10 protein-coding genes are annotated in these 13,763 nt (G+C 62.1%); 3 read left to right on the top strand and 7 right to left on the bottom strand.

All coding sequences use genetic code 11. From position 1 onward, the window contains the following. Positions 1 to 77 precede the first annotated feature (77 nt). From AA309_RS15500 to AA309_RS15490, 3 genes are all read right to left on the bottom strand, one after another. Positions 78 to 473 carry a response regulator gene (locus AA309_RS15500; RefSeq protein ID WP_047189914.1) on the bottom strand — a complete coding sequence of 132 codons (396 nt, stop codon included), beginning with the start codon at positions 471 to 473 and terminating at the stop codon, positions 78 to 80. Further along, on the bottom strand, positions 445 to 4,065 hold the full coding sequence (locus AA309_RS15495) for a CheR family methyltransferase (protein WP_244470375.1): 3,621 nt from the start codon (positions 4,063 to 4,065) through the stop codon (positions 445 to 447). Before AA309_RS15495 ends, AA309_RS15500 begins: the two co-directional genes overlap by 29 nt. Before the next feature lie 108 nt (positions 4,066 to 4,173). Next, entirely contained in the window at positions 4,174 to 5,208 is a 1,035-nt protein-coding gene (locus AA309_RS15490; protein WP_047189913.1) for a chemotaxis protein CheB, read from the bottom strand. Between the two features lie 176 nt (positions 5,209 to 5,384). On the opposite strand from AA309_RS15490, the gene AA309_RS33150 reads away from it, so the two are divergent. The 3 genes from AA309_RS33150 (at position 5,385) to AA309_RS35670 (ending at position 8,929) form a co-directional block, all read left to right on the top strand. Further along, the gene (locus AA309_RS33150) at positions 5,385 to 5,624 is read left to right on the top strand and encodes a hypothetical protein (RefSeq protein WP_084731291.1); all 240 of its coding nucleotides are present in this window, start codon (positions 5,385 to 5,387) and stop codon (positions 5,622 to 5,624) included. 119 nt (positions 5,625 to 5,743) lie between these two features. After that, on the top strand, positions 5,744 to 6,481 hold the full coding sequence (locus AA309_RS15480; protein ID WP_047189911.1) for a Crp/Fnr family transcriptional regulator: 738 nt from the start codon (positions 5,744 to 5,746) through the stop codon (positions 6,479 to 6,481). Between the two features lie 507 nt (positions 6,482 to 6,988). Next, positions 6,989 to 8,929 carry a choice-of-anchor Q domain-containing protein gene (locus AA309_RS35670; RefSeq protein ID WP_052954749.1) on the top strand — a complete coding sequence of 647 codons (1,941 nt, stop codon included), beginning with the start codon at positions 6,989 to 6,991 and terminating at the stop codon, positions 8,927 to 8,929. 281 nt (positions 8,930 to 9,210) lie between these two features. Here AA309_RS35670 and AA309_RS15470 read toward each other — a convergent pair whose 3' ends face one another. The 4 genes from AA309_RS15470 to AA309_RS15455 form a co-directional block, all read right to left on the bottom strand. Continuing rightward, entirely contained in the window at positions 9,211 to 10,185 is a 975-nt protein-coding gene (locus tag AA309_RS15470) for a bile acid:sodium symporter family protein (RefSeq protein WP_047189910.1), read from the bottom strand. Between the two features lie 29 nt (positions 10,186 to 10,214). Continuing rightward, positions 10,215 to 11,603 carry an NAD(P)H-dependent oxidoreductase gene (locus AA309_RS15465; RefSeq protein ID WP_047189909.1) on the bottom strand — a complete coding sequence of 463 codons (1,389 nt, stop codon included), beginning with the start codon at positions 11,601 to 11,603 and terminating at the stop codon, positions 10,215 to 10,217. An 85-nt stretch (positions 11,604 to 11,688) separates the two neighbouring features. Further along, on the bottom strand, positions 11,689 to 12,954 hold the full coding sequence (otnK, locus tag AA309_RS15460) for a 3-oxo-tetronate kinase (protein WP_047189908.1): 1,266 nt from the start codon (positions 12,952 to 12,954) through the stop codon (positions 11,689 to 11,691). Further along, complete coding sequence (locus tag AA309_RS15455) at positions 12,951 to 13,760, bottom strand: hydroxypyruvate isomerase family protein (RefSeq protein WP_047189907.1); 810 nt, start codon at positions 13,758 to 13,760, stop codon at positions 12,951 to 12,953. Before AA309_RS15455 ends, otnK begins: the two co-directional genes overlap by 4 nt. Positions 13,761 to 13,763 lie beyond the last annotated feature (3 nt).

Raw genomic sequence — 13,763 nt, 5'->3', positions numbered from 1 at the left:
GCTCGCCTGAAAACCGCGATGTTCGGTTCACGCTTTTCCTGAAACAGGAGCGCCGTAAGCTCCGCGCTCGTCAAGCATCATTGCTGGCGGACGATCTGACCGACTGCGCGCAGCAACTCCTCCTCTCGGAATGGCTTCTCCAGGTGCGCTGCTCCCTTGAGAGCATCCGGGACGGTCGAACTGTCGTAGCCGGTGGAGTAGACGAACGGCACGTTGCGCCGGTGGAGCGCTTCCGCGACCATGAGGCCGCTCTCGCCACGCAGATTGATATCCAATACAGCGCAGGTGAGGCTCTCGTTATCGGCCAGTGGCAAAGCCTTCGCCAGGCTGGGCACCGGGCCGACGACTTCGGCGCCGCATCCTTCGAGAGCCCGGCAGAGATCGTCGGCGATATAGTATTCGTCCTCGACCAGGAGGACCCGGCAGCCGGTCAGGTCAGGCTTGTCAGCTCTCACGTCGCTGGTTGCGCTCATCACCCTTGGCCTCCGTGCCGGATCGGCGCCTTTGCCGCGCGGCGTCGAACGCGGCGTTCTGATCGTTGAGAGGCACCTCGATGATGCAGCGCACGCCGCCGGGCGTGAACTCCAGCTCCGTCTCTGCATCCAGTTCATAACGAAGGATCCGCTCGATAAGTTCGGAGCCGAAGCCCCGTCGCCGGGGTGCCACGCCTGCAATGCGCACACCGCTCTCCCGCCACTCCAGCTTGAGACTGCGGTTCCCGTCGGCTCCGTCGATCCTCCAGATCACGTCAATGTGGCCGCTGTCCTCGGACAGGGCACCGTATTTGAGAGCATTGGTTGCCAACTCGTGGACGGCCAGTCCGATGGAATCGGCCGTCTTGGACCGCAGGCGCACGGGCGGCCCGTCGACATGAGCCTTTTCGTCATCTCGGACCGTAAGGGAGAGCAATTCCTCTCGTATGAGTTCCTCCAGATCGACCCCGGCATCGGGAACTCGGGTTGCCATGGCTTGGGTGCGGGCAAAGGCTTCGATGCGCCCTTCGAGGTGCATGGCATAATCCTCGACCGTCTCGCTTGTCGCCGCCGTTCGCCTGGTGATCGACCGTACCACGGCCAAGGTGTTGCGGACCCGGTGCTGCAACTCTGCCAGAAGCATCTTGGTGTTGCGCTCGCTCGCGCGAAGCGCCTCCTCGGCCTGCTTGCGATCGGAGATATCAATGCAGGCGACCGAGCCGCCCACGATACTCCCTCCAGCATCCCGGATCGGGCTGACGCTGGTCAGGGCCCAGACGATGGATCCATCCGGCCGAACATACCGGGTATCGACGACGAATGGCTCGCCGGTGGCATGCAGACGCTCGAGCAGAGCCGCATTCCGTTCGGCATCTTCGGGATGGATGATCTCCCTCAAGGGCCTGCCGATGAGCACCTCGGAGCCGCGCGCCATTATGGCGCAGTAGCGGTCATTGACGTAGGTAAGGGCACCGTCGCGCGTCTCGGCGATACCGATGGTGGCCTGGGTGACGATGGCCCGGAACCGCTCCTCACTCTCCCGTAGCGCCTGCTGGGCCCGGGTGAGCGGGGTCATGTCGGTAAATGTGATGACCGTGCCGCCGATGTAGTTGTCGACGCTGCGATAAGGCAGAACGCGGACCATGTACCGCGTGCCGGTCGTCGGGTCCGTAACCTCCCGGTCGACGCTCCCCAGGGACCGGGCCACACGCCGGGCATCCTCTTGGAGCTCGTCATAGCTGACGCGCGCCTTGATGTGGGCAATCGGGCGGCCGATGTCGGTCTCGACCAAGTGGAAGATCTCGGCCACGGCGGGGGTGTAGTTCATCACCCGCAGGTCGTTGTCGAGGAAGATCGTAGCGATCTGAGTGCTTTCCAGCAGGTTCTTCAGGTCGCTGTTGGAGCGCCCGAGTTCCTGAACACGATGGGCGAGTTCACCATTGACGGTAGTCAGCTCCTCGTTGACGGACTGCAATTCCTCCTTGGAGGTTTCGAGCTCCTCGTTGGCCGATTGGAGCTCTTCGTTGAGGGACTGGTACTCCTCGTTCGAGGATTTCAGTTCCTCATTCGTGCTTTCTAGCTCCTCAATGGTAGCCTGAAGCCGCTCCCGGGTGATCCTCAGTTCCGCTTCGAGCCGCTGCACGTGCTCGTTCTGGAGGGATGAGGCGCCCGATGTCTCGCGGACTTCCTCCTGCGGGCGCGCCGCGCTGTCCTTGAAGATCACGACGAACCCGGCTGGCGAGGTCGGCTGATCCTGCATGGGCTCGACCACGATGTCGACCACCTTGCGCTTGCCGTTGGTGTCCATCACGAGCCCGTCGACCTGCACGGTCTGGTGTTCCTCCGCCGCTCTGGCCAGAGCAGCACGCAGATCGAGACGAAGGCCGCTATGCACGAGGTTGAGAAGGTTGAGCGTCGCGGCCCCTCCCGCTGGCTCGATGTAACGTCCGGCCTGGCCGGAGAAGTGCAGAACGTCGAAATTCCCATCCGTGATGACATAGGCGGGAGCGTAGCGCTCAGCGATGCTCTCGGCTTTTTGGGGCAGGCTGCCGTCCACCATGCGAGGCCGCACGATCGCAGGGCTCTCCGCTGGCCGCCGATCCACTGACGTGAACGGAAAATCGGGAAGAACCCGCATGGCGGTTTCAAGGCGCTGGAAGATGCGAAAGCCGCGATCGATCGGGGCGAAGAGCCTTGCATGGCGCGAGATGTTCTCGGAGTTGCCGAGGAACAGATAGCCGCCCGGTCTCAAGGCGAAATGGAAGAGCGGGATGACCCGGTCCTGGAGATCGGCGTTGAGATAGATCAGCAGGTTGCGGCAGGAGATCATGTCGAGCCGCGAGAAGGGCGCGTCCTTGATGACGCTGTGCTGCGAGAAGATGCACATCTCCCGCAACTCCTTCACCACGCAATAGGTGTTGCCCTCCTTGGCGAACCAGCGCGCCAGCCGCTCAGGCGCGACGTCCGTCGCGATGGCTTCCGTGTACCGGCCGGTGCGGGCCGCGGCGAGGGCTCGGCCATCGATGTCGGTCGCGAAGATCTGGACATGCGGCACAGCGTCGAGCTTGGCCATATGCTCGCGCAGGAGGATGCCGATGGAATAGGCCTCCTCGCCCGTGGAGCAGCCGAGCACCCAGATCCGAAGACTGTCGCTGCGGGTCTTGCCCTCAAAGAGCTTGGGGATGACCTGGGCCTCGAGAAGCTCGAACTCACGCCTGTCGCGGAAGAACTGAGTGACACCGATCAGAAGGTCGTTGAAAAGGTTTTGCGCCTCGTCTGCCTGCGCCCGCAGCACATCCACGTAGGCCTCGATGGTCTCGGCCTGCACGACCTGCATGCGGCGCTGGACACGCCGGAAGAACGTGTTGGGCTTGTAGCCGTGGAAATCATGACCGGTCTTGTTGCGCAGGATCGTGGCGATGCTGGTCAGTGCGGCGGACACCTCGGCTGTCTCGGCCGCATGGTCCGCCGCCTCCTGGTAACGAACCAGATGCCGTGCGTAGAGACGAATGCGGTGGGGCAGTTGGTCGGAAGGGAGCACGAAGTCGGCCAGGGCCGCAGGGTGGGCGCTGGCGGCAAGCCCTTCGAGGGAGACTTCTTCGGTTGCTTCCGCAAGGGTGAGACCGCCGGCCTCCTTGATCGCCGTGAAGCCCAGAGTGCCGTCACCGTCCGTACCGGCAAGAATGACGCCGATGACGTTCTTCTCCTGATTCTGGGCGACCGAAATGAAAAAGCTGTCGATGGTTCCACGCTCACCAGGAGCCTCCTGGGCATTCCTGCTCCGGAAGTGCCCATCTTCCATGGTCAGGATCGTGTTAGGCGCAGACCAGTAGAGCTTGCCCGCCTCTAAGGGCGTGCCACTGGCCGCCAGGGTGAGTTCTCGCCCCCGCTCCGCCAGAGCTTGCTTGAAGCGCTCGTCGTCCAACGCTTCCCGATGCTGGAAGACCAGGACGGCAGCCATGTCGTCCTCCAGACTCAGGGCGGACAGGAGGTGCTCTGCGGTTTGGCCGTGAGCCCCGGAGGCACCAATCGCAACGATCAGATTCCGACCAGCCTCTTCCGAACCGGCCCGCTGAGAAACCTCGGATGGTATCGTCTTGTTGCTCTTCTTGATGGCCAATGCTGAAAATCCCCATTCAGGAGACGGTTTGCCACAGGAGAGAAGATTGCACCACCTCTCCAAGGGGCCTCAAGACCGCACTCAATCACCCGGGCCTGGATCCTGCCCGCCCTCGTCCATCTGCGATCCGAGGGGCTCCATCGACTGCAGCACCGCCCTGCGGAGGGTGTCGGCATATTGCCGGTACTCGACGGCTCGCTCCTTGTATATTTCGGCGACAGCCCTGCGGCCGCTCCGCCGACCATCCTCCGCCATGCGGGAAACAAGTTCGGCCCGCTCCTCGATCACGCGCAAGGCAACCCGCAGCGCCTCGTCGACGGCGCTCTCCTGCTCCTTGGCTAGAACATCGGCCGTGAACGTATGCCCGACCTGACACCGGAAGCGGAGAGGCTTGGCTTCCTTGACCATCGACAGGCTGCCCCCGCAGGAAGGGCAGGTCAGGGCTGCCGGATCGGCAAATTTGCGGACGACCTCGCTATCCACGCGCTCTCCGGCGGCGATGTCCACCTCCAGGCGGATGTCCGGTGGAACCGGAACTCCGGGCCCGGCCGCCTCCCGGGCAAGTTCCGACAGGACGTCGCCGATTCGGGCGCTGGGGACCGAGAGGTCGGCCGTGACGGCCTCCAGGGCACTGCGCGGCATCTCATCCGCAATGGCGTCGGCCGGATCCTGCACGACTGCAACTCCTCCGCAGCGCTTGACCGCCTCAAGGCCGGAGGCACCGTCATTGAGAAGACCGCTCAGGACGACGCCGATGACCCGGGGTCCGTACGCGGCTGCCGCCGACCGGAACAGAGGGTCGATGGCAGGGCGTGCCATGTTCTCCCGCGGGCCGCGACCGAGCCGGATATGTCCCTTGGTCAGGATGAGATGGTGATCGGGAACCGCCAGGTAGACATTGCCAGGTTCGATGTGCATTCCATCGGCCGCCGCATGAACCGGCAGAGGACCGGCTGCGGACGCCACCGTCGAGAGAATGCCGATGCTGCGGGCGGGGATGTGCAGCACGATGAATACGGCTGCCGGCAGATCCGGGGGAAGAGCGCCCAGAATTGTCTTGAGAGGAGCTGTTGCTCCCGAAGAGCCCCCGATGACGATAATGTCGCGATTGCTCATAAGCGGTCCTCGGCATGCTCCGGATATGGAATGAACAACAGGTTCGGGCGAGGGTTCCTTCAATGATAGGCAGCGGCAGCAATTCCTGAAAAGACTGAGGAGGGAACTCAGGCAAGCGGAAAGCGTCAGGATATCGGGAGCTTGATCGTGGCTTCCAAAGCCCGGTGCTTGCGGCCATGCCAGATCCTGCCCTTGAGAGAGAGCACCTTGCCAAGGCTGAGTGCGATATCGCTGAAGGTGAAAGACGCATCACCAGCCAGATGCTTCTCATCGAGAGAATGCGTCGGGACGGCCACGATACGTCCGAGGCGGAAAAGCTCTTGCGGACCTTGCGGGAAACCCTTGCCGCATGGCAGGCACACCGGGAGGCAATCCTGCTCGAGCTGGAGCGGCACAATGCGCTGCGCTCTCGTTGATGGAGCGCGATGACGATCTTCTATGGCATCAGAACGGCAGAGGTGGATTGCTGGAAGGTGGTTAGGTCCTGGTGGGGACGGTGGGCCATAAACAAGCCAAAGGGCCTGGAGGCGGGACAATGAGATCTTCACTGCATGAACAGTCTCAGGCAAACGCGCTGCTTCGGAAGCTGAGCAGCGTGGCCGACCTGTCGGACGAGGAGAAGCAGGCGGTCCTGGACCTGCCCATGAACGTGAAAGTGGTCGATGCGGACACGGACATCGTCCGGGACGGGGAGCGCCCCTCCGTTTGTGCCCTGATCCTCAGCGGCTTTGTATGCCGCTACAAGATCCTGCCCGACGGCAAGCGGCAGATCATGGGCTTCTACATCCCGGGCGATATTCCGGATCTGCAAAGTCTCCATTTGCACGTTATGGACAACAGCGTCGGAGCCCTAGTGGGTAGCAGCATAGCATCGATCCCGCACCAGAACCTGCGGGACGTGCTGCGGCGCTATCCCAACCTGGGCGACATCCTCTGGCGCGATGCTCTGATCGATGCGGCCATCTTCCGCGAGTGGATGATCGGGTTGGGCCGCCGATCGGCCTATCAGCGCATGGCCCATGTCCTTTGTGAGCTTCAGATCCGATTGAAGGCCGTCAGGCTTGCCAGGGAAAATGGCTGTGATGTGCCGGTGACCCAGAATGAGTTCGCGGATGCCCTGGGGCTTTCGACAGTCCATGTGAACCGTGTCCTCCAGGATCTCAGGAAGGACGGCCTGATCGTGCTGCGGGGCAGCACGTTGGAGATCCCGGACTTCGGGGCTCTCCAAGCCGCCGGCGAGTTCGACCCCACCTATCTTCACCTGAGGAGGTGAGAAGCCGGCAAAGATCCAGTCCTCCTGGTTTTGTAGGTGCAGGTTCCCCAGATAGGAGCGACACCACGACTTCGCGTTGTTAGAGAAACCTGAGAAGCTTTCGCACTTGGCTGCGCCGGATTCCCAGAACCCGCGCACATCAGCCAGTAGCCCGGGCCGAGCTTGGTAATCAAAGACCTGGGAGGAGACCGCTTGTGGCACATCACAGACGTTGCATCTTGGTCAGCTTGTGAGCGGTAAGCCGACGTTTGTGAAGAGCAGGGAGCTTCCGAGTTTGACCCCATGCAGACGTTTGCGCATTAGTGCCTTGCCTCTACACTTGAGGGTTAGAGACACAGCGGGCACAGTTCGAGTAGATTGTTCCAGCAGTGTTTGAACACGCGAAGGCGCTTCGAGCATACGATAGTGTGTGTTGGTTGAGTGTGCAGTTCGTCAGAGCCGAATACTTATTTCGATAATTGATCATGACGGGCATACGGGGGGTGACGACTTGATCGAGGTCACCCCATGCGACACACGATCCCTTCCGGCGAGCGAAGCCTCAGCACCCTCCTGACACTCTCGCACCACGTTGCCTCATCACGAAAGCGGGGCCAGCAATGGGCGGCACTCGCCGTCCCTCTGATGCTGACCGTAGGCTGTCCCCAGCATGCCACGGCGGCCACGATCCAAGTCACGACAACCCAGCAAGGGATCACCAACGGCCAGTGCTCGCTGCAGGAGGCCATCTACTCGGCAGAGATCAACTGGAACATCGCGATCAGCGCAACTTCCCCGGACACTTACTACGCCACCGGGTGCGTCGCAGGCAGTGGGGATAGTGACACCATTGAGTTGCTTCCGGGGGCCGTCTTTGTGTTTGACCATTTCTGGGACGGGGACGCCTACAACCCCTATGGCCCGACAGCCACCCCGATCATTACCTCGAAGATCATCATCGAAGGCAATGGTTCAACGCTGCTGTGGATGGATCTCTTTTCCCCCGGCAACTCGCGTCTGTTCGCGGTCGGCGCCCGCTATGTTGACGATGATCCCTGGCGCACCGGCGATCTGACCCTCAGAAACGTCTACGTCAAAGGCTTCCACATCAAAGGCGGAGATGGCGGCAATAGCGGTGGGGGTGGTGGCCTGGGAGCGGGTGGAGCGATTTACGTCGGTGAGGGTTCCTCCCTCACGGTCGAAAGCAGCACGTTCGAGAACAACGGAGCGGTCGGGGGTAACGGAGGCGGCTATGCGGACGCATCCGGCGGCGGGGGAGGCGGAGGGCTGTCGGGAAACGGCGGTAACGGATGCTATAACGCGGGCGGCGGCGGTGGCGGTTCGCGTGGCAATGGTGGTCAAGGTGGCAGTATTTCTGGGTACTGCCTATACGCCGGCAGTGGCGGTGGCGGTGGCGGGACGGTTTTTGGGGGCGGCGATGGCACCTTCGGCTATGGCGCGACTGGCGGCCTCGGTGCTTATCGCTGCGGCGGAAGTGGTGGAAGTACTGGGCACGACGGCCACCACGAAACCTGTCCCGGCGGTGGTGGTGGCGGCGGCGGAGGTATAGATTACTTTTTCTGCTCCTTCTGGCAGAGCTGTGGGGGCGATGGTGCCCCGGGTAGCTATGGCGGTGGCGGGGGCGCTGGCAAGAGCGGCGGTGGTGATGGTGGTTTCGGTGGCGGTGGTGGCGCCGCGAGCGTCGATGATTTCAGTTTAGAAGGTGGGGACGGCGGCTTTGGCGGCGGCGGCGGAGTTGCAGCGTTTTGCCAGGTGCTGTGGGGCTGTTCGGCTGAGCCCGGCACAGGCGGTCCCTTTGGCGGCCGCGCCGGTCAGTGGGAGGGCGGCGGCGGCGGCGCACTGGGCGGCGCCATCTTCAACCACAACGGCACCGTCCGGGTAAACAACAGCACCTTCTTCAACAACTACGTGACCCGAGGCAACGCGGGGGGAGGATCGGCCGCTAACGGGGCCGATGCCGGCGGCGCGATCTTCTCCTTGGACAATGTCCTGGAGGTCACCCACTCGACCTTCAGCGGCAACCAGAGCACCGGCTCCGGCGCGGCCATCGTGGTCTATGCGAGCAAGGAAGACGAAGGCGGTCCGGGCGGGGGTGGCGCGCCGGTCACATTTATTCTGAACAACACGATCATTTCCAACAATGGTGCCAATGAATGTTTCTACACCCACAACATGCATGTGAAAGGCGCCGGCAACCTGATCATGAGCAATGGCTCCGGGACGGGGCAGTTTTCCGCCTGTCCTGGCGTGGTGACGACGAGCGATCCTCAGCTGCAGCCCCTGCAGCTGAATAGCCCGGGCAAGACGCCGACCATGGCAATTTTCCGCAACAGCCCTGCGGCCAACATGGCCGACCCTCCCACCTCGCTGCCGACCGACCAACGAGGGGTCTCACGCCCGCAGGGGGCAGGGCCTGAGATTGGAGCATACGAAGTCATAGGGGATTGAGACGCCGATCCTGAACGACGTCGATCCACTCTGGACCAAGCCACCTGTCTGATCGGCATTCGCGTTGGCGGCAGTCGTTGACTGCACCAAGGCCGAAGTCTTTGAAGGCTCACGGTCTGTCCAGCGATGCACAAAGTTCATCACTTACCCGCTGCCAATCCGTGCAAGTTCCGGTAACGGCACTGAGCGGAAGTAAACCGAATCTCCGGACCTGCAGGGTGAGCGGACCTTTACACGGCCACGCTGAAGGGCTGTTTTCGACCCAGAGCGGACATGTTGGACTAGTGGGAGACAGGATCAAGACGCCCTGCATACCAGCGAGCCAGAACGGCGCAGACGATCAGCTGAATCTGGTGGAATAGCATAACCGGCAGGATAATCGCACCGACCATGGCGGCCGGAAAGAGAATGCTCGCGATCGGAACGCCGCTGCCAAGACTTTTCTTAGATCCACAGAACACGATGGCGATTTCGTCCTGGCGCGAAAAACCCAGCAATCGGCTTGCACCTGTCATGATCACGAGAACGAGGGCGAGAAGGACGCAGCTGAGAAGCAAAAGAATAATCAGATCTCGTGGGCTCAGCTGGTGCCATAACCCGTTCACGACGGCCTCACCAAAGGCGTAGTACACGACGAGCAAGATGGCTCCGCGATCCACGAAGCCGGTGAGTTTCCGATGACGCTCGGCCCATCCTCCAATCCACGATCGCGCAAAGTGCCCTGCAACGAATGGAACGAGTATCTGAGCTACGACGGAACCAATGGAACTCAATGGGATAGTGCCTCCCGTATGCATGAAAAAGCTCATGAGCAGAGGCGTTAGGAACACTCCCAGCATGTTCGATGCAGAGGCACTGCATATGGCAGCAGCCACGTTGCCGTTCGCAAGCGATGTGAACGTGATCGAGGATTGGATCGTGGACGGCAGGAGGCACAGATAGAGCACACCCAAAGCGATTCCGGGTGCCAGGACCGATTCCAGACCTCGGCTCAATACCAAGCCGAGAATTGGGAACAGAATGAAGGTGGCGGCGAACACCGTCAGATGGAGGCGCCAGTGAATGGCGCCTTTGATGATCGTGTCCCGCGAAAGGCGGGCTCCCTGGAGGAAAAACAAAACCGCTATCGAAGACGAGATGATGATCTTGAGGAGCGGGATAGCCGCCCCGGTCGCAGGAAGAGAGGTTCCTACAGCCGCTGTGGCGAGCAGTGCGATGGTGAAATGATCGGGCCGCAGGTTGGAGAGAAATCGCATCAAATTTGTGCTCTGGGGCGTGGCCGAAATCAGCGGCGGAAGAAGCGTGCATCCTGAATGCGGCGCAGCGAGAGCAGGGGCGAGTCTCCCGGCAGCTCCAACTGGCCGACGCGGATTTCCTCCCCCTTCCTGATGGAGGTCGCCAACCTGCAATCTGCAGCTAGATAGAACGGTGCCGGCGCCTCGGAAGTCAGCGGCCCAGCGGGCCTGAATTCGGCCGTGACGCCGGAAATCGTGTGGTGGTGTCCTCCCATGGTCAGCAGCGTTCCTGCAGGAAGGTCTTCCGTTGCAACCGCAATCAATTCGTAGCGCGGCTGGTAGTCGTCGCCGTAGCCGGAGACGCGATGAATGGTGGCGTCGAGAATGCTGGTAGCGGCCTCAAGACCCAGGAGATGACGGGGCAGATACGCCATCGCGGTTTCCCCGGTCCGGCTGACAATATGTCCCTTCTGGGCCAGCATGTCCCAGCTCCTGGCATCCTCGCACCGGATCACGACAAAGACGCCACCCGCAAAACTGATCTCATCGGGCCTGCGCAGGCAGTGGAACACATCAAGGCGCCGTGCACCTGTGAGAATGCCGCCCGATCGCCGCTCTGAAAAGATCGTCGGTACTTCGTTGGTTCTGGCGAGCGGAGCATGAAGATCCATGCGGTCGGGCTGCAGGCCGGTGGCGTTCGCGACAACCAGGAGTTCGCACAGGTCCGGAACGGCTCGCTGCGGAAAGGCCGCGAGGGCTGCATGTCGTGCGCTCAAGATATCGTCCACGGCGCGCGTCCCCAGCTCCCAATACGGTGTGAGGTTGATGTCTCCCGCGACGCGCCCGTTGCTGCTCACTTGGCACAAGGTGGGATCGAAGACGAAGTCATACTCGCTCGATTTTCCTGCGGCGACGATATCGAAACCCATCACCTCCGCCCATGTGGCGAGACCGATGAGCAGGCTCGGCTGATCGCCGTCCACGGTCGTGACGATCTTGCTCTGGTCTGCCGCAAGCGCCTTGAGCCCCGGTCCAACCACGCTATCGAGCTCCTTCGTCACGAGCGCAAGATGCTTTCCGGCCTCGATGGCGATGAGGGCGTGACGGGCTGCCGCAATGGGCTGTCCGGTTGCCTCGACGACAACATCGATCGGGAGTTCGACCACGACGGCGAGATCGCCCGCTGCGATGTAGTCTCCCCGGTCCCAGGCGGCTTTTGCGTCGCTTTGCGATGTGCAGATTTGAACGTTGCGCGGCTCGATACCTGCAGCTTTCAGACCTGATGCGGCGCTCTCAGCCGTCAGATCGACGGCAATCCGTGCGTTCATCAGCGGAACGCGCTGGGCCTGGGCGAGGAAGCTCTGTCCGAACCCGCCTGTGCCGACGACGCAGGTCTCCACGGGCTGGTCGGCCTTTGAGTAATAGGTGTGATAGTTCATGGCGCGTTCCTCCTGCCCCAAGCGCAAGGCGCCGTCGGCGTGGTTCTAGTGTGTGGGCAAACCTGAAAGGGTTGCTCGAGGGGCTTCACCGAAGCATCGACCAGGCCTTCAGGAAGAAGTCCGGAGCTCCGAAATTGCCGGATTTGAGTGCGAGCGCGAGATCGGCGCCCGCAAGAGAGCGCGTCCATGGAACGCCCGGATCGATCTCGGGACCGATCGTGAGTGCGTCAACGGAGAGAGCCTTGACGACGGCTCCCGACGTCTCGCCTCCGGCGACGATCAGGCGTGTGAAGCCGAGTTCCGGAAGAGCTTGAGCGATCTCGGCAAGAGTCGCCTCGACGATCTCGCCCGCGTTCATGCGACCGAGCCTGCGTTGGACGTCCTGCACATCGTCCGGCGAGGCGGTGGAATAGATCAGGACCGGCCCGTTCGCAGGCTGGGCGGCCAGCCATGCGAGAGCCGTTTGCGACGTGACCTTGCCCGACGCCAGGTCCATGGGGTCGAGGCGGAGGGCCGGTATCCCGCGTTCGATGGCGATCTCGACCTGCCGTCTCGTCGCACTCGAGCACGAACCCGCCAGAATGATTTCACGCCCGGCAGGAGCATCGAAGCCTTCGTCACGGGGCGAGAGAGCCGAAGCACCGCTCGCCCGGTAAGCGGCAGGAAGGCCCATGGCGACGCCCGATCCGCCAGTGATGAGAGGCAGGTCGGCTGCCGCGAGACCGATCGCCCGCAGGTGGTCGTCGGTCAGTGCGTCGACGATGACGATCTGATGTCCCGCGGCTTTCTCCCGCTCGAAGGCCGAGCGGATCGCATCCGGACCTGCCTCGATATCCTCGAAGGTCACGAGACCGACCGAAAGTTTGGTCTGCCGTTGAAGAACCCGGACGAGATTGGAATCCTGCATCGGCGTCAGCGGATGGTCCTTCATGCTGCTCTCGTGCAGCGGCACGCCGTTGACGAACAGGTGGCCTTTGTAGACCGTGCGGCCATTGGCCGGAAAAGCAGGGCAGGCGAGGGTGAAGTCGCTGCCCGTGAAGGCGAGAAGCGCCTCGGTCACCGGCCCGATATTGCCTTCGTCCGTGGAGTCGAAGGTGGAACAGTATTTGAAGAACAGATTGCGTGCGCCGACTTTCAGCAGGGCTTCGGCGGCTGCCAATGACTGCTCGATTGCCTCCTGCGCGGGGATGGTTCTGGACTTGAGAGCCACGACGACGGCATCCGCGTCCGACAAATTGAGATCGGGGTCCGGGACGCCGATTGTCTGAACCGTGCGGAGGCCCTCGCGAGACAGCATGAGGGCAAGATCCGTTGCCCCGGTCAGATCATCCGCAATACATCCGAGCTTCATGGCTTCGTTCCAGTCTGATTGACGGTGACGTGATCGTCCGACCAGGCTGAGAGCCAGCTCAGACCATCCTCTGTTCTCCCTCGCGGCTTGTACTCCGCTCCAATCCAGCCGGCGTACCCGAGGCCGTCGAGGGTTCGGCATATGTCGAGATAGTTGATTTCACCTCCGTCCGGTTCGGCGCGCGTTGGCACCGCTGCGATCTGCACGTGTCCGATGAGCTCGAGATAGGTCCTCAGCCGCTGCGTCAGATCGCCCTGCATGATCTGCGTGTGATAGCAGTCGAACATGATCCTGACATTGCCGCGGCCGACCTGCTCGATGATCGATGCGGCCTGCTCGACGCGATGAAGGAAATAGCCCGGCTTGTCCCGATGATTGATGGGCTCGATCAAGATGGCCAGCCCGGCCTGTGCGGCCTTGTCGGCCGCGACACGCAGATTGCCGATAAATGTGCGCTCGGCTGCGAACTCGTCTGCCGGGACAATTCCGGCCATACAGTGAACGGCGGAAGCGCCAATCGCGGATCCATAGGAAAGGGCCTGATCCACGGCCTGTTGAAATTCGCTTTCTCGACCCGGCAGGGCTCCTAGACCGAAATCGCCTGCGGCCGCATTCCCCACAGGGGTATTCAATCCCAGCATCGTCACCTTGCTTCGTGCGAGGGCATCACGCATCTCCGAGGCAGGTACCTGATAAGGCCAATGCATCTCCACGGCTTTGAAGCCAGCCGCAGCGGCGGCGGCAATTCGCTCTGGCTCCGGGAGGTCGGAAAACAGAAAACCGAGATTAGCCGAGAAACGAGGCATTGA

Origin of the sequence: Microvirga vignae (assembly GCF_001017175.1) — a bacterium.
Lineage (GTDB): Bacteria > Pseudomonadota > Alphaproteobacteria > Rhizobiales > Beijerinckiaceae > Microvirga > Microvirga vignae.
This window is presented reverse-complemented; position numbering and strand designations above follow the sequence as displayed.

Bases quoted from the DNA above. Each gene is read 5' to 3' on its own strand.
- AA309_RS15500 (WP_047189914.1), bottom strand. From the start codon at position 473: ATGAGCGCAACCAGCGACGTGAGAGCTGACAAGCCTGACCTGACCGGC.
- AA309_RS15490 (WP_047189913.1), bottom strand. From the start codon at position 5,208: ATGAGCAATCGCGACATTATCGTCATCGGGGGCTCTTCGGGAGCAACA.
- AA309_RS33150 (WP_084731291.1), top strand. From the start codon at position 5,385: ATGCCAGATCCTGCCCTTGAGAGAGAGCACCTTGCCAAGGCTGAGTGC.
- AA309_RS15480 (WP_047189911.1), top strand. From the start codon at position 5,744: ATGAGATCTTCACTGCATGAACAGTCTCAGGCAAACGCGCTGCTTCGG.
- AA309_RS35670 (WP_052954749.1), top strand. From the start codon at position 6,989: ATGCGACACACGATCCCTTCCGGCGAGCGAAGCCTCAGCACCCTCCTG.
- AA309_RS15470 (WP_047189910.1), bottom strand. From the start codon at position 10,185: ATGCGATTTCTCTCCAACCTGCGGCCCGATCATTTCACCATCGCACTG.
- AA309_RS15465 (WP_047189909.1), bottom strand. From the start codon at position 11,603: ATGAACTATCACACCTATTACTCAAAGGCCGACCAGCCCGTGGAGACC.
- otnK (WP_047189908.1), bottom strand. From the start codon at position 12,954: ATGAAGCTCGGATGTATTGCGGATGATCTGACCGGGGCAACGGATCTT.
- AA309_RS15455 (WP_047189907.1), bottom strand. From the start codon at position 13,760: ATGCCTCGTTTCTCGGCTAATCTCGGTTTTCTGTTTTCCGACCTCCCG.